23 protein-coding genes are annotated in these 23828 nt (G+C 70.5%); 16 read left to right on the forward strand and 7 right to left on the reverse strand.

Going from position 1 to position 23828, the window contains the following annotated elements; genetic code table 11:
* Positions 1-69: 69 nt before the first annotated feature.
* The 4 genes from OG219_RS07560 to OG219_RS07575 all read right to left on the reverse strand — a co-directional run bounded on the left by OG219_RS07560 (position 70) and on the right by OG219_RS07575 (position 4014).
* A complete protein-coding gene (locus OG219_RS07560) occupies positions 70-1155 on the reverse strand; it encodes an acyl-CoA dehydrogenase family protein (protein ID WP_266824169.1) in 1086 nt (361 codons plus the stop codon).
* Complete coding sequence (locus OG219_RS07565) at positions 1152-2333, reverse strand: acyl-CoA dehydrogenase family protein (RefSeq protein WP_266824172.1); 1182 nt, start codon at positions 2331-2333, stop codon at positions 1152-1154. The genes OG219_RS07560 and OG219_RS07565 overlap by 4 nt, the downstream gene beginning before the upstream one ends.
* On the reverse strand, positions 2330-3307 hold the full coding sequence (locus OG219_RS07570) for an NADPH:quinone oxidoreductase family protein (RefSeq protein WP_266824175.1): 978 nt from the start codon (positions 3305-3307) through the stop codon (positions 2330-2332). The genes OG219_RS07565 and OG219_RS07570 overlap by 4 nt, the downstream gene beginning before the upstream one ends.
* Positions 3308-3393: 86 nt before the next feature.
* Complete coding sequence (locus OG219_RS07575) at positions 3394-4014, reverse strand: helix-turn-helix domain-containing protein (RefSeq protein ID WP_266824179.1); 621 nt, start codon at positions 4012-4014, stop codon at positions 3394-3396.
* 119 nt (positions 4015-4133) lie between these two features.
* Between OG219_RS07575 and OG219_RS07580 the strand changes: the two genes are divergently transcribed.
* The 5 genes from OG219_RS07580 to OG219_RS07600 all read left to right on the forward strand — a co-directional run bounded on the left by OG219_RS07580 (position 4134) and on the right by OG219_RS07600 (position 8843).
* The gene (locus tag OG219_RS07580; protein ID WP_266824182.1) at positions 4134-5069 is read left to right on the forward strand and encodes an NAD(P)/FAD-dependent oxidoreductase; all 936 of its coding nucleotides are present in this window, start codon (positions 4134-4136) and stop codon (positions 5067-5069) included.
* Positions 5070-5098: 29 nt separating this feature from the next.
* Entirely contained in the window at positions 5099-6637 is a 1539-nt protein-coding gene (locus tag OG219_RS07585; protein ID WP_266824185.1) for an ATP-dependent DNA ligase, read from the forward strand.
* Entirely contained in the window at positions 6634-7101 is a 468-nt protein-coding gene (locus OG219_RS07590; protein WP_266824187.1) for an NUDIX domain-containing protein, read from the forward strand. The genes OG219_RS07585 and OG219_RS07590 overlap by 4 nt, the downstream gene beginning before the upstream one ends.
* A gap of 88 nt (positions 7102-7189) precedes the next feature.
* Positions 7190-8578 (forward strand): NADP-dependent succinic semialdehyde dehydrogenase, encoded by a 1389-nt coding sequence (locus tag OG219_RS07595; RefSeq protein WP_266824189.1) that lies wholly within the window; start codon positions 7190-7192, stop codon positions 8576-8578.
* 25 nt (positions 8579-8603) lie between these two features.
* Entirely contained in the window at positions 8604-8843 is a 240-nt protein-coding gene (locus OG219_RS07600; protein ID WP_266468554.1) for a DUF6213 family protein, read from the forward strand.
* Between the two features lie 36 nt (positions 8844-8879).
* Here the strand turns inward: OG219_RS07600 and OG219_RS07605 are convergent, their stop codons facing one another.
* Positions 8880-9554 (reverse strand): transcriptional regulator, encoded by a 675-nt coding sequence (locus OG219_RS07605; protein ID WP_266824191.1) that lies wholly within the window; start codon positions 9552-9554, stop codon positions 8880-8882.
* Positions 9555-9735: 181 nt separating this feature from the next.
* Here OG219_RS07605 and OG219_RS07610 point away from each other — a divergent pair, with 181 nt between their 5' ends.
* The 3 genes from OG219_RS07610 to OG219_RS07620 are packed head-to-tail and all read left to right on the forward strand — an operon-like array spanning position 9736 to position 12549.
* Positions 9736-10800 carry a type III polyketide synthase gene (locus OG219_RS07610; protein WP_266824193.1) on the forward strand — a complete coding sequence of 355 codons (1065 nt, stop codon included), beginning with the start codon at positions 9736-9738 and terminating at the stop codon, positions 10798-10800.
* 5 nt (positions 10801-10805) lie between these two features.
* A complete protein-coding gene (locus tag OG219_RS07615) occupies positions 10806-12020 on the forward strand; it encodes a cytochrome P450 (protein ID WP_266836029.1) in 1215 nt (404 codons plus the stop codon).
* 7 nt (positions 12021-12027) lie between these two features.
* On the forward strand, positions 12028-12549 hold the full coding sequence (locus OG219_RS07620; RefSeq protein WP_266824195.1) for a cupin domain-containing protein: 522 nt from the start codon (positions 12028-12030) through the stop codon (positions 12547-12549).
* A 7-nt stretch (positions 12550-12556) separates the two neighbouring features.
* Here OG219_RS07620 and OG219_RS07625 read toward each other — a convergent pair whose 3' ends face one another.
* Entirely contained in the window at positions 12557-13783 is a 1227-nt protein-coding gene (locus tag OG219_RS07625) for an acyl-CoA dehydrogenase family protein (protein ID WP_266824197.1), read from the reverse strand.
* 169 nt (positions 13784-13952) lie between these two features.
* Between OG219_RS07625 and OG219_RS07630 the strand changes: the two genes are divergently transcribed.
* A complete protein-coding gene (locus OG219_RS07630; RefSeq protein WP_266824199.1) occupies positions 13953-14597 on the forward strand; it encodes a TetR family transcriptional regulator in 645 nt (214 codons plus the stop codon).
* 133 nt (positions 14598-14730) lie between these two features.
* Here OG219_RS07630 and def read toward each other — a convergent pair whose 3' ends face one another.
* Complete coding sequence (gene def, locus OG219_RS07635) at positions 14731-15270, reverse strand: peptide deformylase (RefSeq protein ID WP_266824201.1); 540 nt, start codon at positions 15268-15270, stop codon at positions 14731-14733.
* Between the two features lie 153 nt (positions 15271-15423).
* Here def and OG219_RS07640 point away from each other — a divergent pair, with 153 nt between their 5' ends.
* The 7 genes from OG219_RS07640 to OG219_RS07670 all read left to right on the forward strand — a co-directional run bounded on the left by OG219_RS07640 (position 15424) and on the right by OG219_RS07670 (position 23826).
* Positions 15424-16662 (forward strand): MurT ligase domain-containing protein, encoded by a 1239-nt coding sequence (locus tag OG219_RS07640; RefSeq protein ID WP_266824203.1) that lies wholly within the window; start codon positions 15424-15426, stop codon positions 16660-16662.
* Between the two features lie 19 nt (positions 16663-16681).
* Positions 16682-17410 (forward strand): type 1 glutamine amidotransferase, encoded by a 729-nt coding sequence (locus OG219_RS07645; RefSeq protein WP_266824205.1) that lies wholly within the window; start codon positions 16682-16684, stop codon positions 17408-17410.
* A gap of 187 nt (positions 17411-17597) precedes the next feature.
* A complete protein-coding gene (locus tag OG219_RS07650) occupies positions 17598-18623 on the forward strand; it encodes a 6-phosphofructokinase (RefSeq protein ID WP_266824207.1) in 1026 nt (341 codons plus the stop codon).
* Positions 18624-18795: 172 nt separating this feature from the next.
* Positions 18796-19749 carry a cytochrome c oxidase assembly protein gene (locus OG219_RS07655; RefSeq protein ID WP_266824209.1) on the forward strand — a complete coding sequence of 318 codons (954 nt, stop codon included), beginning with the start codon at positions 18796-18798 and terminating at the stop codon, positions 19747-19749.
* A 123-nt stretch (positions 19750-19872) separates the two neighbouring features.
* Positions 19873-21423, forward strand: a complete 1551-nt coding sequence (locus OG219_RS07660; protein ID WP_266824211.1) for a DUF6777 domain-containing protein — start codon at positions 19873-19875, stop codon at positions 21421-21423.
* Positions 21424-21462: 39 nt separating this feature from the next.
* Positions 21463-23550 carry a serine/threonine-protein kinase gene (locus OG219_RS07665; protein WP_266824213.1) on the forward strand — a complete coding sequence of 696 codons (2088 nt, stop codon included), beginning with the start codon at positions 21463-21465 and terminating at the stop codon, positions 23548-23550.
* A 93-nt stretch (positions 23551-23643) separates the two neighbouring features.
* Positions 23644-23826: a hypothetical protein gene (locus OG219_RS07670; RefSeq protein ID WP_266471043.1), complete on the forward strand. Its 183-nt coding sequence runs from the start codon at positions 23644-23646 to the stop codon at positions 23824-23826.
* Positions 23827-23828 lie beyond the last annotated feature (2 nt).

Here is a 23828-nt window from a genome sequence, read left to right on the forward strand (position 1 = left end):
CCGCATGACGGGCGACACGAAGGCCCGCCCCCGAGGTGGGGGCGGGCCTGTTGGGAACTACGGCCTCCGTCAGGGCATCTGGAGGTCGACGAGCCCCGCCAGCACCTCGCGGTGCGCGCCCGCCGTGCCGTACGCGATCGAGTCCGCCTTGGCGCGCTTGAGGTAGAGGTGGGCAGGGTGCTCCCACGTCATGCCGAGGCCGCCGTGCAACTGGACGGCCTCCTCGGCGGCGTGGACGGCGACGGGCGCCGTGTACGCCTGGGCAACGGCGACCGCCACGTCGGTGTCCTCACTGCCGGTGGCGAGCGCGTCGGCGGCGTTCCGGGCGGCGGCACGCGCGTGCACAACTTCCAGCCACAGTTGGGCGAGCCGGTGCTTGAGCGCCTGGAAGCCGCCGACGGGCCGGTTGAACTGCTTGCGCTCCTTCAGGTAGCGGACGGTCTCCGTCAAACACCAGTCGGCCAGGCCGAGTTGCTCGGAGACGAGCAGTCCGGCACCGGCGCGCAGAGCCCGTCGTACGGCGTGTTCGGCAGCGCCCACACGACGGGCCCTCGCTCCGTCGAAGGCGACCGTGGCAACCGGCCGTGTGAGGTCCAGGGAGACCTGCGGTGTGACGGTGACGGCGTCCGCGTCCACCGCGTAGAGGCCGCCGTCCGCTGCCGGAACCAGGAACACATCGGCCGCCACCGCGTCGGCGATGCCGGTCAACTCCCCGTTCAGGGACCCGTCTTCATGTCGTACGACCTTGTAGGCGCCGCCCGGTGCGACGGACAGGGCGACGGCGAGCGCACCCACCGTCCGTCCGGAGGCCAGGGCGCCCAGCAGTTCCGCGGCCTCCTCACCCTCACATGCGAGCAGTGCCTCCGTTGCCACGACGGCGCTCGTCAGATACGGCACGGGCGCGACCACTCGGCCCAACTCCTCCAGAACCACCGCGACTTCGCGGTGCGTGGCACCCTGGCCGCCCTGCGACTCGGGCACGAGGAGACCGGCGAGGCCCATCCCGTCGGAGAGCGCCTTCCACAGTTCGCGGTCGTGCGGCGCGTCCGACTCGGTCCCCGCGATCACACCCGCAGCGTCGCAGTGGTCCCTGAGAAGGTCGCGAACGGCGGCCCGCAGTGCCTCTTCCTCCTCCGAATACAGCAGGTCGCTCATCGCGCCAGGTCCTTCCATGCGACGTCCTTGTCGGTGCGCGGCTCGGAGGGCAGGCCCAGCACGCGTTCGGCGACGATGTTCAGCAGGACCTCGCTGGTCCCGCCCTCGATGCTGTTGCCCTTGGAGCGGAGGTAGCGGTAGCCGGCGTCGCGGCCGGTGAAGTCGACCAGCTCCGGTCGGCGCATGGTCCAGTCCTCGTACAACAGGCCCTCCTCGCCGAGGAGTTCGACCTCCAGGCCGCTGATCTCCTGGTTGAGGTGGGCGAACGCGAGCTTGAGTCCGGAGCCTTCGGGGCCGGGCTGGCCCGCGACGAGCTGCTGACGCACCCGCTCGCCGGTGAGCCGGGCGACCTCCGCCTCGACCCACAGCTTCAGCAGCCGCTGGTGCAGGTCATGGGTGCGCAACTCCGGGCGCTCGCGCCAGGTCTTGGAGACCGGGCCGATCATGCCGCCCTCGCGCGGGATGCGCATGCCGCCGATGGACACGCGCTCGTTCATGAGCGTGGTCTGCGCGACCCGCCAGCCGTCGCCGATCTCGCCGAGACGGTGGCTGTCGGGGATGCGTACGTCGGTGAGGAAGACCTCGTTGAACTCGGCCTCGCCGGTGATCTGCCGCAGGGGCCGCACTTCGACACCCGGGTCGGTCATGTCGCAGATGAAGTACGTGATGCCGCGGTGCTTGGGCACGTCCGGGTCGGTGCGGGCGATGAGGATGGCCCAGCGGGCGAGGTGGGCGCTGGACGTCCACACCTTCTGGCCGTTGACCACCCAGCTATCGCCGTCGCGAACCGCGCGAGTGCCGAGTGCCGCGAGGTCGGAACCGGCACCGGGCTCGCTGAAGAGCTGGCACCAGACCTCTTCGCCGACCCAGAGCGGGCGCAGGAAACGCCTCTTCTGCTCCTCCGTCCCGAAGCCGAGGATCGTGGGCGCGGCCATGCCGAGACCGATGCCGATGCGCCGCGGGTCGTTGTCGGGCGCGCCCGCGGCCTCCAACTCGGCGTCCACGACGGCCTGGAGGGTGCGCGGGGTGCCGAGTCCGCCGAGGCCCTCGGGGTAGTGCACCCAGGCGAGGCCGGCGTCGAAGCGGGCCTTGAGGAAGTCCAGTCGGTCAGTGGTACGAGGCGGGTGAGCGGCCAGCAACTCCTGCGTACGACTGCGCAGTTCGGCGGCGTCGGTCATGCGGTCGCTCCGTTCTCCAGGGCGGGCACCACGACGACGCGGCCCGTCGTGACACCGTCCGCGACGCGCTGCACGGCAGCCGCCGCACCGCCGAGCGGTACGCGCTCGCTCACCAGCGGCTTGATCGCACCCTGCGCGGCCAGCTCGGTGAGCCGCTCGTGGCAGTGCTGGACCAGCTTCGGGTTCTTGGTGTTGTAGAGGCCCCAATGGAGGCCGAGGATCGAGTAGTTCTTCACGAGGGCGTGGTTCAGCGCCGCGCTCGGAATGGACCCGCTGGCGAAACCCACGACGACGATCCGGCCCTCGAAGGCGACGACCTTGGTGGACTGGGTGTAGGCCTCACCGCCGACGGGGTCGTAGATCACGTCGGCGCCCCGGCCGCCGGTGGCTTCCTTCACGGCGCCGATGACGTCCTCGGCGCGCCGGTCGATGACGACGTCGCAGCCCAGTTCGCGGGCGACGGCGGCTTTGTCGGCCCCGCCCACGACGCCGATGACCGTGGCGCCCGCGGCCTTGCCGAGCTGCACGGCGGCGCTGCCGACGCCGCCGGCCGCCGCGTGCACGAGGAGGGTCTCGCCCGCCTCCAGCCCGGCACGTCGGTGCAGACCGAACCAGCCCGTCTGGTAGCCGATGTGCAGTGCGGCCGCCTCGGCGTCGTCGAGGGATTCGGGAGCGGGCAGCACAGCGGCGGCATCCGCGACGGTGTACTCGGCGAAACCGCCGTACGGCAGCGCGGGGTTGGCGAGCACGCGGCGGCCGTCCTCGGTCTCGCCGCAGATCTCCACGCCGGGCGTGAACGGCAGCGGCGGCCTGACCTGGTAGTGCCCACGGCACATCAGCGCGTCCGGGAAGTTGATGTTCGCCGCGCGCACCTTGAGCAGGACCTGGCCCTCGGCGGGCACCGGCCGCTCCACGTCGTCGAGGCGCATCACCTCGCCCGGCTCGCCGTTCTGGTGCACTTGCCATGCCTGCATGCGGGGCCTCCACGGGACTTCTTCGTCTGACCGGGGTCCCTCGCATACTAAGCGGTCGCTTGCCGATCAGGGAACAGTCGCGTCCGTCACGCCCGGGTGGGCCGCGCCCTGACGTGCATCCGCTCCCCCTGCGGACCGAAAAGGCTCAGGAACTCCGCGGGCCCCTCGCCCGTCGACCCGAACCAGTGCGGCACGCGGGTGTCGAACTCCGCCGCCTCCCCCGGACCGAGTACGACGTCATGGTCGCCGAGCACCAGCCGCAGCCGTCCGGAGAGCACGTACAGCCATTCGTAGCCCTCATGAGTCCGCGGCTCGGGCTCCATCCTGCGAACGGGTTCGAGCACCTTGAACGCCTGGAGTCCGCCGGGCTGCCGAGTCAGCGGCCAGTACGTGCGACCGTGCCGCACGATCGGCTTGGAGCGGACGCGCGGGTCGCCCACCGGTGGCGCCCCGACCAGCTCGTCTAGCGCCACCTGGTGGGCGCGGGCGATCGGCAGCAGCAGCTCCAGGCTGGGCTTGCGCAAACCGGACTCCAGGCGCGACAGCGTGCTCACGGAGATGCCGGTCGCCTCGGACAGGCCCGCGAGCGTCGCACCCCGCTCCTTCCGGATCCGCCGCAGCCGCGGCCCGACCTCGGCCAGGACCTCGTCGGGGCCGGAGGCCTCCTGGGCGCCCTCCGGGGAGCCCGTCCGGGAGTCCTCGCTCATGCCTGCGTCACTCATCCCGCTCGTCCCACTCATCCCGTTCATCTCCATATTGCAGAATCGGCAAAGCCATTTGTCAATCCTGCCACCCGCGAGGGACCTTCTTCGTGGAGGTGGTCACCATGACCGAGAGGTACGAAGCGATCGTCATCGGCGGCGGCGCGGCAGGACTGTCGGCCGCACTCGTCCTGGGGCGCGCCCGGCGCTCCACCCTGGTCGTCGACGCGGGCGAGCCTCGCAACGCGCCCGCCGCACACATGCAGGGCTATCTGACGAGGGACGGCATGCCGCCCGCCGAGTTCCTCGCCGAGGGGCGCCGGGAGATCGAGCGGTACGGGGTCGACCTGGTCCGGGACCGTGCGGTGGACGTGGTCCCGGACGGCACCGGGGAGTTCGACGTGAGGCTGGCGGAAGGGCGCACCGTGCACGCGCGGCGGCTGGTCGTCGCCACCGGCCTTGCCGACGAACTGCCGTCCGTTCCCGGTGTCGCCGAGCGCTTCGGGCGGGACGTGTTGCACTGCCCGTACTGCCACGGCTGGGAGGTCCGCGACCAGGCCTTCGGCGTACTGGCCACCACTCCCATGAGCGTGCACCAGGCGCTGATGGTCAGCCAGTGGTCGAAGGACGTGACCCTGTTCCTGCACACGGTCGCCGAGGACGAGCTCAGCGATGACGACCTGCGTCGGCTCGCCGCGGCCGGGGTCGCCGTGGTGCCCGGCGAGGTCGCGGGGCTCGTCGTCGACGACGACCGGCTCACAGCGGTGGAGCTCGCCGACGGCACGGTCCATGAGCGAACGGCGCTGTTCGTCGCGCCCCGCGCGGTCCCGCGCACCGGTCTGCTGGAGCGGCTGGGCGCCGAGCTGCGGGAAACTCCGTTCGGCTCGTATCCGGTGGTCGACGAGACCGGCCGGACGACCGTGCCCGGCGTGTGGGCGGCGGGCAACGCGATGGGGTTCTCGGAGCAGGTCGTCAACGCGGCGAGCGGCGGCTACCGAGCCGGCGCCATGATCAACGCGGACCTGCTCTTCGCGGACCTCGACGCGGCCGTGCGGGTGTAGAGCGGCCGGCTCCGTAGCACCATGGCTGCATGCTGCTGAGCCGGCTCGCCCATGTGTCCCAGGAGGTCGCCGCCACCTCGGCGCGGTCCCGGAAGACCGCTCTGCTCGCCGAGCTCTTCCGCGACGCCGACGCGGACGACGTGCCGATCGTGATCCCGTATCTCGCGGGCCGCCTGCCGCAGGGGCGCCTCGGCATCGGCTGGAGGATCCTCAGCACACCCGTCTCCCCCGCATCGGAACCGACGCTGACCGTCCGCGAGGTGGATGCCCGGCTCACCGCAGTCGGCGGGGTCTCCGGCACCGGATCGCAGGCCGAACGGGCGCGTCTGGTGGGCGAGTTGATGGCGGCGGCCACCGAGAGCGAGCAGCGCTTCCTGTTCGGGCTGCTCACCGGTGAGGTCCGACAGGGCGCGCTGGACGCGGTCGCGGTCGAGGGGCTCGCCCAGGCGACCGGCGCGCCCGCCGGGGACGTACGACGGGCGGTGATGCTCGCCGGTTCGCTGCAGACAGTGGCGCAGGCGCTTCTTTCGCACGGCCCGGCGGCGCTGGACGGTTTCCGGCTCACCGTCGGCCGCCCGGTGCTGCCGATGCTGGCGCACACCGCCGCTTCGGTGTCCGAGGCGGTCGACAAGCTCGGCTCCTGCGCGGTCGAGGAGAAGCTCGACGGCATTCGCGTACAGGTCCACCGCGACGGCGACGGCGTACGGATCTACACCCGCACCCTCGACGACATCACCGACCGTCTACCCGAACTCACCACCGCCGCACTGGAGTTGAAGGGTGAGCGGTTCATCCTGGACGGCGAGGTCATCGCCCTGGACGAGGACGGGCGCCCGCGCTCCTTCCAGGAGATCGCCAGGCGCGTGGGCTCCCGCGTGGACGTGGCCACGGCCGCCGCCGCGGTGCCCGTCTCCCCCGTCTTCTTCGACGCGCTGTCCGTCGACGGGCAGGATCTGCTGGACCTGCCGTTCACCGAGCGGCACGCGGAGCTGGCGCGGCTGGTGCCCGAGCCACTGCGCGTGCGGCGCACGCTCGTGGCAGGCCCCGGAGACCTCGCCGCGGCGGAGAAGTTCCTCGCCGACACGCTCGCGCGCGGCCACGAAGGTGTTGTGGTCAAAGGCCTCGAGGCCCCCTACAGCGCGGGCCGGCGCGGTGCCTCCTGGCTGAAGGTCAAGCCCGTGCACACTCTGGACCTGGTGGTTCTCGCGGCCGAGTGGGGGCACGGGCGGCGCACCGGGAAGCTGTCCAACCTGCATCTCGGCGCACGGAACGAGGACGGGTCCTTCGCGATGCTGGGCAAGACGTTCAAAGGCATGACGGACGCGATGCTGACCTGGCAGACCGAGCGCCTGAGGGAGCTGGCCGTCGAGGACAACGGCCACGTCGTGACCGTACGACCCGAACTCGTCGTCGAGATCGCCTACGACGGCCTCCAGAAGTCCACCCGCTACCCGGCCGGCGTCACCCTCCGCTTCGCCCGCGTCGTGCGCTACCGCGAGGACAAGACCCCGGCCGAGGCCGACACGGTCGCGACCCTGCTCGCCGCGCACCCGGAGGTGACCCCGTGACGACCGCCAAGCGCAGCGCCGGACTCCTGTTGTTCCGGCACACGGACAACGGCCTTGAGGTGTTGCTCGGCCATATGGGCGGCCCCTTCTTCGCGCGGCGGGGCGCCGGGGCCTGGACCCTGCCCAAGGGCGAGTACGAGCCGGACGAGACCGCCTGGGAGGCCGCGCACCGCGAGTTCCAGGAGGAACTGGGGCTGCCGCCGCCCGACGGCGAGGCCCTGCCCCTGGGCGAGGTCCGGCAGAACAGCGGCAAGATCGTCACGGCCTGGGCGATCGAGGCCGACCTCGATCCCGCGACCGTGGTCCCCGGCACCTTCGAGATGGAGTGGCCGCCGAAGTCGGGACGCAGACAGGAGTTCCCCGAGCTGGACCGGGTGGAATGGCTCGATCTGGACCGGGCCCGGGCGCTGATCGTGAAGGCACAGGCCGAGTTCCTGGACCGCCTGGTGGAGCACTCGGGCTGAGAGCCGGTGTCCGCACCGGACCCTCCACGTTGCGCCGCACCCCGCCGCGCGGGAGGGTCGAGGAACAGCCAGCTTCTGGAGGTCGGCCATGCCCATCGCGACGGTGAACCCGGCGAACGGCGAGACGCTCAAGACGTACGACGCCCTGGGCGCCGAGGAGATCGAGCGCAGGCTCGCGACCGCCGAGGCCGCGTTCCGCACCCATCGCAGCACGTCCTTCGCCGAGCGGGCGCGGCTGCTCCACAAGGCCGCCGACCTCCTCGAAGAGGATCAGCAGGACATCGGCCGGGTGATGACCACCGAGATGGGCAAGCCGGTCAAGCAGGCCCGCGCGGAGGCCGCGAAGTGCGCCAAGGCGATGCACTGGTACGCCGACCACGCGGAGGAACTCCTCGCCGACGAGGAGCCGGCCGAGTCCGACGTCAAGGACTCCGGCGCCTCCCGGGTACTCGTGCGCTACCGCCCGCTGGGCCCGGTCCTTGCCGTCATGCCGTGGAACTTCCCGCTCTGGCAGGTGATCCGGTTCGCCGCGCCCGCGCTGATGGCGGGCAACGTGGGCCTGCTCAAGCACGCCTCGAACGTGCCGCAAACCGCCCTCTACCTGGAGGACCTGTTCCGCCGCGCGGGCTTCCCCGAGGGCTGTTTCCAGACGCTGCTCATCGGCTCCGGCGCCGTCGAAAGCATCCTGCGCGACCCGCGCGTCAAGGCGGCCACCCTCACCGGGAGTGAACCGGCGGGGCGCGCGGTGGCCTCCGTCGCCGGGGACGAGGTCAAGAAGACGGTGCTGGAACTGGGCGGCAGCGACCCCTACGTCGTCATGCCGTCCGCCGACCTCGACCGGGCCGCGAAGACCGCCGTGACGGCGCGTGTCCAGAACAACGGGCAGTCGTGCATCGCCGCCAAACGGTTCATCGTGCACACGGACGTGTTCGACGCCTTCGCCGAGCGTTTCACCGCCGGCATGAAGGCTCTGAAGGTCGGCGACCCGCTCGACGAGGACACGGACGTCGGGCCGCTCTCCACCGAGCAGGGCCGCAGTGACCTGGAGGAACTGGTCGACGACGCGGTCGAGGCCGGTGCGACGGTCCTCTGCGGCGCGGAACGTCCTGACGACGGGCCCGGCTGGTACTACGCGCCGACGATCCTCGCCGACGTCACGCCCGAGATGCGCATCCACCAGAAGGAGGCCTTCGGGCCCGTCGCGACCCTCTACCGGGTGGCCGACCTGGACGAGGCGGTGGCCCTCGCCAACGACACGCCGTTCGGACTCAGTTCGAACGTGTGGACGCGCGACGGGGCCGAGGTGGACCGGTTCGTCCGTGATCTGGAGGCGGGTGGCGTGTTCGTCAACGGGATGACGGCGTCCCACCCCGCGTTCCCGTTCGGCGGGGTGAAGCGGTCCGGCTACGGGCGTGAACTGTCGGGGCACGGAATCCGCGAGTTCTGCAACATCACCACCGTATGGCACGGAGCGTGAGCGTTCCGCGGTTACGATCCCCCCTGTGAACCGCGAAGTGACCCTGCCTCTGATCGTCGACGACCGCGGCACGTTGCAGGTGGCGGCCGCCGACGTCAGCAAACTGCTGCGCACGGTGGGCGGCCGGTGGCTGCATCTGGTGGAGGCCGGCCAGGACGGGCTCGACGAGGACACGGTGGCGGCGCTCACGATCGAACTCGCCAAGCTCGCCGACCGCATCGACGTGGCCTGCATCGCGCACAGCAGCGGGACGACGTCGGACTGATCGCCCCGAATCGACGCGGCGTCGGCCGACGCCGTGTCAGCCCTGTCGCTGGTCGAGTTCCCACAGCGCGTGCCAGAACTTCGCCTCGCAGCCCTGCAGCAGGCGGCCGTACCGGTACACCTCGCCCTCGTCGACCGTTCCCGCGTCCAGCCCCGCCTGCACGGCCGCGAGTGCCTTCCGCTCCAGCTCCGGCGCGGGCTCGGTGAAGAAGTCGAAGAAGCCGCACGCCTCGTCGTCGAAGCCGTAGTGGCGGCGCAGGGCCTCCGCGATCGTCGCGCAATAGCCGCCCCACGCCGCGAAGTTGGCGCTCAGCGCGAGCACCACGTCGGCCGGTGAACCGTTCAGGGCCAGCCAGGCGACGTAGGCGGGATAGGCCTGGCAGTCCGCGAGCGGCTCGTACGCGGCCGCCCACGCCTCCTCGGCCTCGCAGGCGGCGGTGTACGCGCCCAGCCGGTCCCCGGCCAGAGCCTCACCCTCAGCGAGCATGGCGAAGAAGGCCGCGCTCTCGGGCCCGGCATCCGGCCGTTGCGCCAGATGCAGGAACGCGCGGTGGTCCGCGGCGATCACATGGCGCTGTTCGAGGGCGAGGGCGGCGAGCGTGGAGGGTTGCGCCGCGCCCCGGGCGATCAGGGGCAGAAGCCGGTTGGCGTGGGGGTCGGGGGCGAGCCTCCCGGTGATGCTCTCCCGCAGGTCACTGGCCGTCCGTGTCATCGCGTACCCCTTCGGTGCGGCGGTCGCCGAGCTCCTTCGGCCAGGATCCCACTTGTCGGGCCATGTCCCCGATCTGGCGTAATCCGACGAGATATCCACGCCCTGCCGGGTGATCGTGGGGGAACCACCCTTCCGCCGGGGGACGAACGGTTCCCCGGAAGGCGAAAGTAGGCGCTTCCTCATGGCGACTTTGTGCAGACCCGCGGTCTCAGTCCCCGAGTACGTGATCACAATGGAGGAGACGCTGGAGCTGGCACGCTCCCGTCACGCCGACCACCCCCAACTCCCGCTGGCCCTGCGGCTGATCGAGAACACCGGTGTTCGTACCCGGCACATCGTGCAGCCCATCGAGGAGACTCTCAAGCACCCGGGCTTCGAGGACCGCAACAAGGTCTACGGCAACGAGGCGAAGGCCCGCGTGCCCGCCGTCGTACAGCGGGCGCTGGACGACGCCGAGCTCCTCACCACCGACATCGATGTGATCATCTACGTGTCGTGCACCGGGTTCATGATGCCCTCGCTCACGGCCTGGCTGATCAACGCGATGGACTTCAGCAGCGACACCCGGCAGATACCCATAGCCCAGCTGGGCTGTGCGGCAGGGGGCGCCGCGGTCAACCGGGCGCACGACTTCTGCTCGGCCTACCCCGAGGCCAACGCGCTCATCGTGGCCTGCGAGTTCTGCTCGCTCTGCTACCAGCCCACCGACCTCGGTGTCGGCTCGCTGCTGTGCAACGGCCTGTTCGGCGACGGCATCGCCGCCGCGGTCGTCCGCGGCAAGGGCGGCACGGGCATCAAGCTGGAGCGCAACGCCTCGTACCTGATCCCCAAGACCGAGGACTGGATCATGTACGACGTCCGAGCCACGGGCTTCCACTTCCTGCTGGACAAGCGGGTGCCGGCCACCATGGAGCCGCTCGCTCCGGCGCTCCACAACCTCGCACGCCAGCACGGCTGGAACGCCTCCGACCTGGACTTCTACATAATCCACGCCGGCGGCCCCCGAATCCTCGACGACCTCAGCAAGTTCCTCGAAGTCCCGCCGGAGGCCTTCCGCTTCAGCCGGGCCACCCTCACCGAGTACGGGAACATCGCCAGCGCCGTCGTCCTGGACGCGCTGCGCCGGCTGTTCGACGAGGGCGGCGCGGAGAACGCCGCGCGAGGCATGCTCGCGGGCTTCGGCCCCGGCATCACCGCGGAGATGTCGCTGGGCCGCTGGAGCAACGCAACCAACGAGACGACGTGACCTGGATGACCGAGAAGACGATCACCGAAGCCCTGCCGCCGGTCCGCCACTGGCCCGCGCTCAACCTGACGGGCGTGGACTTCGACCCTGTCCTGACCGAGCTGATGCGCGAGGGCCCTGTCACCCGGATCCAGCTGCCCAACGGCGAGGGCTGGGCATGGCTGGTGACGCGGTACGACGACGTCCGCATGGTGACGAACGACTCCCGCTTCAGCCGTGAGGCCGTCATGGGGCGGCAGGTCACCCGGCTCGCCCCGCACTTCATCCCCTCGGCGGGCGCGGTCGGCTTCCTCGACCCGCCCGACCACACGCGGCTGCGCCGCTCGGTCGCCGCGGCCTTCACGGCGCGCGGGGTCGAGCGGCTGCGCGACAGCGCCCGGCGGATCCTCGGCGAACTCGTCGACGAGATGCTCGACACCGGTCCGCCCGCCGATCTCACCGAGGCGATCCTGAGCCCTTTCCCCATCGCCGTCATCTGCGAGTTGATGGGTGTCCCGGCCGCCGACCGGCACAGCATGCACATCTGGACCCAGCTGATCCTGTCCTCCTCGCACGGCGCCGAGGTCAGCGAGAAGGCCAAGAACGAGATGGGCGCGTACTTCACGAAGCTCATCGGTGAGCGGGCCGGCAGCACCGGCGAGGACGTCGGTTCGCTGCTCGGCGCGGCCGTGGGCCGGGAGGAGATCACCATGGAGGAGGCCGTCGGCCTCGCCGTGCTCCTCCAGATCGGCGGCGAGGCGGTCACCAACAACAGCGGGCAGATGTTCTTCATCCTGATGACCCGCCCCAAGCTGGCCGAACAGCTCCGCGCCGATCCGGCGATCCGGCCCCAGGCCATCGACGAGCTGCTGCGCTACATCCCGCACCGCAGCGCCGTCGGCCTCTCCCGGATCGCCATGGAGAACGTCGACGTCCATGGCGTACGGATCCGGAAGGGCGACGCGGTGTACGTGTCGTACCTGGCCGCCAACCGAGACCCGGACGTCTTCCCGGACCCCGAGATGATCGACTTCTCGCGCAATCCGAACCCGCATGTGTCGTTCGGATTCGGGCCGCACTACTGCCCGGGCGGGATGCTCGCCAGGCTGGAGTCCGAGCTGATGGTCGACGCGCTCCTGGACCGGCTGCCGGGGCTGGGACTCGCCGTACCGCCGGAGCAGGTCCCCTTCAGGAAGGGCGCGTTGATCCGCGGACCCGAGGCCCTGCCCGTGACGTGGTGAGCGGCGGATGACCGCGCCCGAGGGGCTGCTCGTACCGCCCGGTCACGGCCGGGTCGTGCAGACGCCCGCCCAGCATGTGACGTTCAAGGTCACAGGCTCGCACTCGCGCATGGCGTCCACGTTCGAGGTCGTGGTGCCCCCCGGCTTCGACGTGGGCGCCCATGTGCACACGCGCAGCGAGGAGTTGTTCTACGTCCTCGAAGGCGAGGTCGACGTCCTCGCCTTCGAGCCGCGGGTTCGGACACCCGACAACTGGCAGCGCTGGGAGTCGGGTTCGGGCACCCGGGTGGTGCGGGCGACCCCGGGCACGGTCATCGTCGTACCACCGGGATGCCCGCACGCCTTCTCCAACCCCACCGAGACGCCCGCGAAGATGTTCTTCCAGGCGTCACCGCCGCCGGACCACGAGCGGTACTTCGAGGAACTCCTTGAGATCCTGGGCACGGGCGGCCCACCGGATGTCACGGCGATCGAGGCACTCAGGGCGCGGTACGACATCGAGCAGCTCACGCCCCTCAAGCATCGCTGAGCGCGCCCTAGCGGATCGGCATCCCCGACAGCGTGCGTGCGATCACGAGCCGCTGGATCTCGCTCGTGCCTTCGAAGATCGTGTAGATCGCGGCGTCGCGGTGCATCCGCTCGACCGGGTACTCACGGGTGTAGCCGTTGCCACCGAGGATCTGGATCGCCTGCCCGGTGACCTTCTTCGCGGTCTCACTGGCGAACAGCTTCGACATGGAACCCTCGGCCGCGGTGAACGGCTTGCCGTTGACCGCCATCCAGGAAGCGCGCCAGGTCAGCAGCCGCGCCGCGTCGATCGACGTCCGCATGTCGGCGAGCTGGAAGGCGACGCCCTGGTTGTCGATGATCGGGCGCCCGAACTGCTCGCGCGTGATCGCGTACTCGAGGGCCACCTCGTACGCGGCACGCGCAGTGCCGACCGCCATCGCGGCGACCGCCGGACGGGACGCCTCGAACGTGGCCATCGCCGCGTTCTTCACCCGCTCACCGCCCGACTTGGCGCGCTCACGGGCGCGGGCGAGGCGCTCGTCCAGCTTCTCCTTGCCGCCGAGGAGGCAGGAGCCGGGGACACGGGCGTTCTCCAGGACGACCTCGGCGGTGTGCGAGGCGCGGATGCCGTGCTTCTTGAACTTCTGGCCCTGGGACAGGCCCGGGGTGCCCGCGGGGACGATGAAGGAGGCGTGCCCCTTGGAGCCGAGCTCGGAGTCGACGACCGCGACCACGACGTGGACGTTGGCGATGCCGCCGTTGGTCGCCCAGGTCTTGGTGCCGTTGAGGACCCACTCGTCCTTGGCCTCGTCGTAGACGGCGCGCGTGCGCATGGAGGCCACGTCGGAGCCGGCGTCGGGCTCGGAGGAGCAGAAGGCCGCGACCTTGACATCGTTGGCATCGCCGTACATCTGGGGGATCCAGGTGCCGATCTGCTCCTCGGTGCCGTTGGCGAGGACGCCCACTGCGGCGAGGCCGGTGCCGACGATCGACAGGGCTATGCCCGCATCGCCCCAGAACAGCTCCTCCATGGCCATCGGTATGCCGAGTCCGGTGGGGTCGAAGTACTGCTGGGCGTAGAAGTCCAGGGAGTAGATGCCGACCTTCGCGGCCTCCTGGATGACCGGCCAAGGCGTCTCTTCACGCTCGTCCCACTCGGCGGCCGCGGGGCGGATCACATCGGAGGCGAACCCGTGGAGCCAGTCCCGGACCTCCTTCTGATCGTCGTTGAGCTCCATCGTGAACTCGGCCATGACCCCTCCAGCAATGCACTAAAGTGTTACTTGCGGTAACTGGAGTCTGTTACTGACCAGTAGGAAAAGTCAACTCCCGAACCGCGCTCGGCAGCCCGTTCGATACACATGCGCCATTGAGTGTTAGTTTGCGCAGGCGTCACCGAATCAGCACGGGTGGGGAGAGACCATGGACACCACACAGCGGACCGATCAGCAGAGGTCCGCCGAACGCCGACGGCGCGAACTGCTGGAGGCCGCCGACAGAGTGGTGCTCCGTGACGGCCCCGGAGCCTCGATGAATGCCATCGCCGCCGAGGCGGGCATCACCAAGCCGATCCTCTACCGCCACTTCGGCGACAAGGGCGGACTCTACGCCGCCCTCGCCAAGCGGCACACCGACGCCCTCCTCGGATCGCTGCGCGCCGCGCTCGACGCGCCGGCCGAGCGCCGCGAACGCGTCGAGGCCACGCTCGACACGTACTTGGCGGCCATCGAGTCACACCCTCAGGTCTACCGGTTCCTGATGCATCCCACCGAGGGCGTCCAGCCAGGCGACCCGGGGTTCGACGTGGGCAAGCACTCCGCTCCGCTGCTGCGCCGCATGGGCGAGGAGCTGGCGGAGGTCATCGAGGAGCGGGTGGATCTCGGGCCCGGCAGCCAGCAGTTGGCGCGGGTGTGGGGGCACGGGATCGTCGGCATGATGCATGCGGCCGGGGACTGGTGGCTGGGTGAACGGCCCTGCTCCCGGGCCGAGTTGGTACGGAGTCTCGCCGACCTGCTGTGGGGGCGGTTGGCTGCCGCCGGGGACCGTGTCGGTGGGCCGGGGTTCTGACGGCCGTCTTCCAGCCGCGGGCCGTATGTGGCTGGTCGCGCCCCTGAAGGGGCGCTGCCGGCACCCCGGGGTTTTTAGGGGCGCGGGGAACTGCGCGACCAGCCCCCACTTGCCCGCAGCCGACCGCCAAAGCTCAACGCCCCCAGGACGCCCGCGCCGCCTGTCTCATCACCCGGCGGTGGCGCCACCCCGTGAGCCGATCCACGTACACCCCACCGTCAAGGTGATCGCACTCGTGCTGCAGGCACCGTGCGAACCAACCGGTGCCGTGCACCCGCACCCGGTCGCCGTCCACGGTGAAGCCCTCGACGACGGCATGGTCGTAGCGCTCGGTCCCCGCCTCAAGGCCGGGCAGGGACAGACAGCCCTCCGGCCCGCGCAGGACCACACCGTCCGCCTCGACGAGACGTGGGTTCACCACATGGCCGACGTGACGGATGTCCTCGTCGTCCGGGCAGTCGTACACGAAGACGCTGAGGGCCTCGCCGACTTGGTTGGCGGCGAGGCCGACGCCCTCGGCGGCGTACATCGTCGCGAACATGTCCTCGACGAGACGGGCGAGTTGGGGGCCGAAGTCGGTGACTTCCGCACACTTGGTGTGCAGGACGGGGTCGCCGAGCAGGGTGATGGGCCGGACGCGCCCTCGGGAGCCCGGGATGGAGCCGTGTCGCATGGCCGCAAGGGTACGGTCCTGGGAGGCGCGCGAATGTCGCGCGGGCACCGTCGTGGTGCCGCGATTCGGGCACGTGAGTGGATCTCGATAGGCTGAGGCCCACACGATGCCGGGGGCAGAGGCGCGGCGCGTACGCAAGGAGGATCGGACACGATGTCAGGCAACTCGGACCCGCTGACGCCGCGGGCCAAGCTGGCCGTGACGGCGGGCAAGGCGGCCGCGGCCGTCTCGCGGGCCGCCGGACGCGGAAGCGGATCGGTGATCGGCGGCCGGGTGGCACTCAAGCTCGACCCCGACCTGCTCGCACGGCTCGCCACACACCTGGACGTCATCCTGGTGTCGGCCACCAACGGCAAGACCACCACGACCCGGCTGATCGCGGAGGCGCTGCGCGCCGCGGGCCCTGTCGTGTCCAACGCGCTGGGCGCCAACATGCCCGCCGGTATCACCTCGGCGCTCGCCGGGGGTTCGGACGCCAAGTACGCGGTCATCGAGGTCGACGAGAAGTACCTCTCCGGTGTCGCTCGCGACACCGACCCCAAGTGCATCGCGCTGCTCAACCTCTCGCGTGACCAGCTCGACCGGGCCGCCGAGACGCGGATGATGGCCGAGCACTGGCGCGAGGGCCTGGCCGGTTCCAAGGCCGTCGTGATCGCCAACGCCGACGACCCGCTGGTCGTGTGGGCCGCCTCCTCCTCGCCCAACGTGGTGTGGGTCGCCGCCGGTCAGATGTGGAAGGACGACGCCTGGTCCTGCCCGTCCTGCGGCGGTGTAATGCAGCGCCCCGGTGACGACTGGTTCTGCGGCGACTGCGGCTTCCGCCGTCCGACGCCGAGCTGGGCGCTCTCCGGCGACCACGTCCTCGACCCGCACGGCTCCGCCTGGCCGATCCACCTCCAGCTGCCGGGCCGCGCCAACAAGGCGAACGCCGCCTCCTCGGCCGCCGTCGCCGCCGTCTTCGGCGTGCCGCCGCAGGTCGCCCTGGAACGCATGTACCAGGTGCAGGCGGTGGCTGGGCGCTACGACGTGGTGCAGTTCATGCAGCGCGACCTGCGTCTACTGCTCGCCAAGAACCCCGCGGGCTGGCTGGAGACGTTCTCGCTGATCGACCCGCCGCCGACCCCGGTCATCCTCTCGGTGAACGCGCGCGGCGCCGACGGCACCGACACCTCGTGGCTGTGGGACGTCGACTACACGCAGCTCACCGGTCACCCGATCTTCGTTCTCGGCGACCGCAAACTGGACCTCGCCGTGCGCCTGGAGGTCGCGAACCAGCAGTTCCAGGTCTGCGAGAGCCTCGACCAGGCCGTGCAGCTGGCACCGCCCGGACGCATCGAGGTCGTCGCGAACTACACCGCTTTCCAGGACCTGAGGCGTCGTGTCGGCAACTGAGCCACGAAGGACGAAGAAGATGAGTGACAACAGCCTGCGTCTCGTGTGGATCTACCCGGACCTGCTGAGCACCTACGGCGACCAGGGCAACGCCCTCGTCGTGGAGCGCCGGGCCCGCCAGCGCGGCCTCGACGTGGCCCGTCTCGACGTACGCAGCGACCAGCCGATCCCCACCTCCGGCGACATCTACCTGATCGGCGGCGGTGAGGACCGGCCGCAGCGGCTCGCGGCGGAGCGGCTGCGCCGCGACGGCGGTCTGCACCGCGCGGTCGGCAACGGCGCGATCGTCTTCTCGGTGTGCGCCGGCTACCAGATCCTCGGCCACGAGTTCATCAACGACCTCGGGCAGCGCGAGCCGGGCCTCGGCCTGCTCGACGTGACCTCCGTGCGTGGCGAGGGCGAGCGGTGCGTCGGTGACGTGCTCGCGGACATCGACCCGCGGCTCGGCCTCCCCCAGCTGACCGGCTTCGAGAACCACCAGGGAGTCACCCACCTCGGCCCCACCGCGCGCCCGTTCGCGAACGTGCGGCTCGGCAAGGGCAACGGCACGGGAGACGGCACCGAGGGCGCGTACAACGACACCGTCTTCGGTACGTACATGCACGGGCCCGTGCTCGCCCGCAACCCGCAGATCGCGGACCTGCTGCTGAAGCTGGCGCTGGACGTGAACGCGCTGCCGCCGATCGACGACCGCTGGTACGAGGCGCTGCGCAACGAGCGCATCACAGCGGCCCAGCAGCCCGCCTGATCGTCGTACACCTCCTGTCCGACCTGCTGTAACCAGCCCGTCTGACGGCCCTTCCGCACAGGTGAGCGGGGTCGTCCAGCAGGCGGACGCACAGTGCTGCCCCGCCCCCTCCTGCCGTTAGGGTGGCGGGGTCCAGCCGGACAGCGTGGTCCGGTTCCCGGCCCACGTTGAGAAGGTATTTCGGGCTATGCGCATTGGTGTCCTCACGTCCGGCGGCGACTGCCCCGGTCTGAACGCCGTCATCCGGTCCGTCGTACACCGTGCCGTCGTCGACCACGGCGACGAGGTCATCGGCTTCCGGGACGGCTGGAAAGGCCTCCTGGAGTGCGACTACCTCAAGCTCGACCTCGACGCGGTGAGCGGAATCCTGGCTCGCGGCGGCACCATGCTCGGCTCCTCCCGGGTCCAGCCCGCGCATCTGCGTGACGGTGTGGAGCGGGCCAGGGGCCATGTCGAGGAGCTCGGCCTCGACGCGATCATCCCGATCGGCGGCGAGGGCACCCTCAAGGCGGCCCGCCTCCTCTCGGACAGCGGCCTGCCGATCGTCGGCGTGCCGAAGACCATCGACAACGACATCGCCGTCACGGACGTGACCTTCGGCTTCGACACGGCCGTCGGCGTCGCGACCGAGGCTCTTGACCGGCTGAAGACCACCGCCGAGTCCCACCAGCGGGTGCTGATCGTGGAGGTCATGGGCCGCCACACCGGCTGGATCGCGCTGCACTCCGGCATGGCGGCGGGCGCCCACGCCATCGTCGTACCGGAACGCCCTTTCGACATCGAGGAGTTGGCCGCCAAGGTCGGCGAACGCTTCGAAGCGGGCAAGCGGTTCGCCATCGTCGTCGCCGCGGAGGGCGCGAAGCCCCGCGAGGGCACGATGGAGTACGACGAGGGCGGCAAGGACGTCTACGGGCACGAGCGGTTCGCGGGCATCGCCCGCCAGCTCTCCATCGAGCTGGAGGAGCGCCTCGGCAAGGAGGCCCGCCCGGTGATCCTCGGGCACGTCCAGCGGGGCGGTACCCCGACGGCGTACGACCGTGTCCTCGCCACCCGGTTCGGCTGGCACGCCGTGGAGGCCGCGCACCGTGGTGACTTCGGCAAGATGACGGCACTGCGGGGGACCGACATCGTGATGGTTTCGCTCGCGGAGGCGGTCGAGACGTTGAAGACGGTTCCGGATGAGCGGTACGCGGAAGCGGAGTGCGTGCTTTAAGAGTTCTGGCGGCCGCGGGTTCGTCGTGGCTTGTCGCGCCCACGCGGCGGAGCCGCATATGGACACAGCCCCGCGCCCCTAAAGGGGCGCCCCGGTCACTGTCGGCTGCGGAGGCAGTTCTACTCTGGTGCGGACAGACTGCGCACAACCAGTACGAAACAGGAGCCGGCGGATGGATCACAGCGGGCACGGCACGACCATGGATCTGCCGCCGTTCACGCTGGGGCGGGGGCTCGAGTGGTCCGCGGACCCGTTCTTCCTCGTCGCCTGCCTGGTGGGGCTCGCACTGTACGGCTGGGGGGTCGTGCGGCTGACGCGGCGCGGCGACAAGTGGTCGGTGGGCCGCACCGTCTCCTTCGTCATCGGCGTGCTGACCGTGATGCTCGTGATGTGCACCAAGCTGAACGACTACGGCATGGTCATGTTCAGCGTGCACATGGTGCAGCACATGGTGATCAGCATGCTGTCGCCCATCCTGATCCTGCTCGGGGCGCCGATCACGCTGGCGCTGCGCGCGCTGCCGGTCGCGTCGAAGCGTGGCGGCAAGGGACCCCGTGAGCTGCTGCTGATGTTCCTGCACAGCCGGTACATGCGGATCATCACGCACCCCGCGTTCACGATCCCGCTGTTCATCGCGAGCCTCTACGGGCTGTACTTCTCGCCGATCTTCGACTTCCTGATGGGCTCCAAGGTGGGGCACATCACGATGATGTGTCACTTCCTCGCCGTCGGCCTGGTGTTCTTCTGGCCGATCATGGGCGTGGACCCGGGGCCGCAGCGGCCGGGCTATCTGATCCGGATGCTGGAGCTGTTCGCGGGCATGCCGTTCCACGCCTTCTTCGGCATCGCGCTGATGATGGCGTCCGGGCCGATGGTGGAGACGTACAAGAACCCGCCCGCCTCGCTCGGCATCGACGCGCTCGCCGACCAGAACGCGGCGGGCGGCATCGCCTGGGCGTTCAGCGAGATCCCCTCCGTCCTCGTGCTGCTCGCACTGCTCTTCCAGTGGTACGCCTCCGAGAGCAGGCAGGCCCGCCGCACGGACCGGGCGGCCGACCGCGACGGCGACAAGGAACTCGAGGCGTACAACGCCTATCTGGCCTCACTCAACGCACGCAGTCGCTGAATTCCCTTCTTTTTTCCGCTTGCGTGAAACGCATTTCTATTCAGTAGCATGGGGGCGAAGCCTCGCGTCCGGACTCGTGTCCGGCCCGCGAGGTCCACGGGGGAAACCGCAGGGGGAGCGGTCATGACATTTCGCGTGTCCATGCAAAGGGCCGGATTAACGGCGGCCCGCAGGATCGCTTTACTGCTGGTCGGCGTGCTGATGGTCAGCGGATGCAGCAAATCCGAACAGTTGTCCGCGGTGCGGGCCATTGCCGCTGGGATATCGCAGGCCAATCCCTTCTTCACGGAGGACGGCAACCTCGGCAAGGACATGCGCCTACCCGAGGCCCGACCGAGCGGCGGCATACAGGCCAGCAACAGCCCGGGGCTGTACGGCGGCGCCACCGGCGGAGACACTGGCGGGGACGACGGCGCGACGGGCGGGGACGACGGTTCGTCGGGGCAGGGTGATGACGATGGGGCCACCGGTGAATTCGGCGGCTCGACGAAACCCGGCACCTGTGATGCGGAGAAGCTCAAGAACTTCCTCACCGACAACAAGAACTCCGCGAAGGCGCGGGAATGGGCGCGGGTGCGGAATATCAGCACCGATGAGATCCCGACGCATATCGATCAGCTCACACCCGTCGTGCTGCGCCACGACACTCTCGTGACGAATCACGAGTACAAGGACGACAAGGCCGTCCCCTTCGACGCATTGCTGCAGGCGGGAATCGCGATTCTCGTCGACCGGCAGGGACTGCCCGCGGTGAAGTGCTCCTGCGGTAATCCGCTGCTTCCCTACGAGGGAAACGTCAAAAAGACGTCGGTGCAGTTCACCGACGGGAACACGAAGTGGGCCGGCTATCAGCAGGACCGCATCGTGGTCGTCAAGCCGCCGCCCGGTAGCCAGAAGATCGAGCGGCTCCAGCTGGTCGACGTCCATGACCCCGACCACGGGATCAACCGCCCGATCGGCACCGAGGGCGAGGCCGACAAGTCCTTCGACACGCACGCGGAACTCGGGGTTCCGGCCGTCACAGGGATGACGTTCGCCGCGGCGGCCCAGAGCCTGGCGAACGCGGGCCTGGCGATGGCGTACGACGGCGACTCGCTACCGGCCGACGACGCCCTCGTCACCGCTTCCCAGCCCACCGAAGGCAGCACGCTCGAGTGGGGCGCGCCCGTGACGCTGTTCGTGCTGGGCGGGCCCGAAGACAGTGGCGGCGGCTCGACCACTCCCCCGGACTCCGGCGGAGCGACCACGGACCCGGGCGGATCGAGCACTGGGCCCGGGGAGTCCAGCAGCGGACCGAGCGGGTCCAGCACCGGCCCCGGGGAGTCCAGCAGCGGGCCAGGCCCCACTCCCGGTACGACGTCGCCGACGCCTTCCAACGGATCGTCCGGCCCCTCGTCGCCGGGCGGCGGATCACCGTCCGGCGGCGGCTCCGGCTCGCCGGGGACCTCGACCCCGCCAGGGTCCGGATCGGGCGGCGGGACGAGCTCGTTACCCCCGCCGAGCAGTCCGACGCCGAGTACGCCTCCGCCCAGCACGCCGACCAGCGCGTCGGCCGCCCCCACGGTGACGGAGTCCGTCTCGGCCGGTCCGACAGGGACCGGGCCGTCCTCGACCGCACCGACGGCGACCGGCCTGACGCCGAGCAGCGCACCGGCGTCGAGCGCACCGTCCTGACCCGCGTAGGAACCAGCGCAGAACCCGGGGAGCGACCGGATGGCACAAGGATCACCGCAGTCGGGAGTGGGCCGGATCATCGCCGGCCGGTACGAGCTCACGGACCAGGTGGGCTCCGGCGGGATGGGCCATGTCTGGCTCGCCCACGACCGGCTGCTCGACTGCGAAGTCGCGCTCAAGGAGATCAGGTTCCGGTCCGCGCCGGAGGCCGGTGAGGAGCACGAGTCCCGGATCGCGCGGGCCCGCGCCGAGGCCCGGCACGCGGCGGTGCTGCGGGGGCACCCGCATGTGGTGACCGTGCACGACGTCCTGGAGCACGAGGGCCTGCCGTGGATCGTGATGGAGTACGTGGCCGGAGCGGAGGACCTGCGCGACCGGCTGACCCGGCGCGGCCCGCTGGCCCCCGACGAGTGCGCCCGCATCGGACTCGCGGTCCTGGACGCGCTGACCGCCGGTCATGAACGCGGCATCATGCACCGGGACGTCAAGCCCGCCAACATTCTGCTCGCGCCGGACCGCACGGGCGCGCCGGGGTCCAGGGTCCTGCTCACCGACTACGGCATCTCCGTCCAGCCGGACTCAACCGAGACGCGCTGGACCCTGACGTCCATCCTGGTGGGCACGGCCGGGTATCTGGCACCGGAGCGTGCCACGGGCGGGCCGCCGACCGCGGCGGCCGATCTCTTCTCGCTGGGCTGCACCCTGTACTTCGGCGTGGAGGGCTTCGGTCCGTTCGACCGCGACACCGATCTCGCCGCGGTCACCGCCGTGGTCCTGGAGGAGCCGCCGCCACCACGGCGGGCCGGTGCCCTGGGGCCCGTCATCGAGGCACTGCTGACCAAGGATCCCGCGCTGCGGATCTCGGCGGAGGACACGGCGGCGGCGCTCGCGCGGATCATCACGCCCGAGCCCCACCCGCGTACCCAGGTCGACGGAGGGTCGCAACCGCCCTGGGCGGGGCTCGTCACCGCCGACGGGACTCCGGCGAGCCTGCTTCCGCCGGGTGCGACCCCACCGGGCCAGAGCTACGGCGGCCCGGCCCAGGACCAGGGCCTCGCCTCACCCGGCGCCTACATGCCGCCCGCCCACGCCACCCCGTCCCCTGCTCCCTCCCCCACCGCCCATCCCGCGTACGCCCCCACGTCCCAGGCACCAGCCGCCCCGGCCGCCTACGGCTCGCAGCCGGGCCAGGTCTTCGGCCCACCGCCGACGAGCAACCCGAGCACCCCGCAGCCCGGTCACGGCTACGGCCCGCCCTGGTACGGAGGCCCGCCCACCCGGGTGTCCGGCCCCTCGGGCAGGCGGCGCCGTAAGCGTCCTCTCCTCCTGCAAGGCCTTGCGGCGCTGCTCCTCGCGCTGGGTCTCGCTGCGGGCGGGGTCTGGTACGCCATGGCGAACAAGCCCGTGAAACCGTACGGCGACACGGTCGGACTCTCCGAGCCGCTCCGGAAGGGCGACTGCGTCCGCGGCGATCCGCCTCCCTCCTCCGTGGCCGGGGTGCCGCCTCTCACGCTCGATCCGAGCTGCGAGGACCTGGTCCCGGACGGGCAGGTGATGGCGCTGTACAAGGCTGCCTCGTACGAGGAGGCGGGCAACCGCGGAGCGGCCCGGTGCGAGGAGCTGACGGAGGAGACCGCGGGGAAGCTCGCCTGGAACGTCCGGAGCATGGCGGTGGTGCCCACGCGCGAGGGCTTCGACGCCGCCGGTGGCAATGTCGCCTGCCTGCTGGTCGGGAAGCACGGGCCGGTGTACGGGCCGCTGGGCGAGCGCCGCCCGTACGGGATGACCTTCGAGGACGCGACCCAGATACAGCGGGGGGACTGCCTCGGCCATGTGGACGGGGACGCGCGTGCGAACACGCACTACGACCTGGTCGCCTGCGACAAGGAGCACATGGGGCGGGTCGTGCAGATCACTCACCTCAAGACCGTCTCGCCCGGCCAGGACCCCGACAAGGAGGCGGACAAGCAGTGCGCGAAGGACGCCCGGCCGGAGCAGTTCGACTACAGCTCCGACGAGTACTGGAGTCATGGTCTGCGCAGCACAGGTCTGTGGGACAAGAAGTACTACCTCGTGGTCTGCGCCGTCGAGCGCCTGGACAAGACCCTGATGCGCGGGGGCGAGTAGGCGGCCCGGCCCTGGCGAATCGCGCCCTGCCGGGTGAAAATGGGCCCAAGGCCACGGCCCACGTCGCGGACCCGCCCCGAGGAGGGTGCTGAGATGCCCGGTTCGATGCCCGGTTCTACGCCTGGTTCGACGAAGACGATGGGAGTGCTCACCGTGGGCGGGCTCGTCGTCGTGACGGCTTACACGGTGGCGCTCGGCAGCAACGGCTGGCTGTGGTTCGGCTGGGTCGTGCTCGGCCTGATCACGCTGGGGATGGTGGCCTCGCGCAGCACCTGAGG

It is taken from the genome of Streptomyces sp. NBC_00038, from assembly GCF_026343635.1.
Classification (GTDB): Bacteria; Actinomycetota; Actinomycetes; order Streptomycetales; family Streptomycetaceae; genus Streptomyces.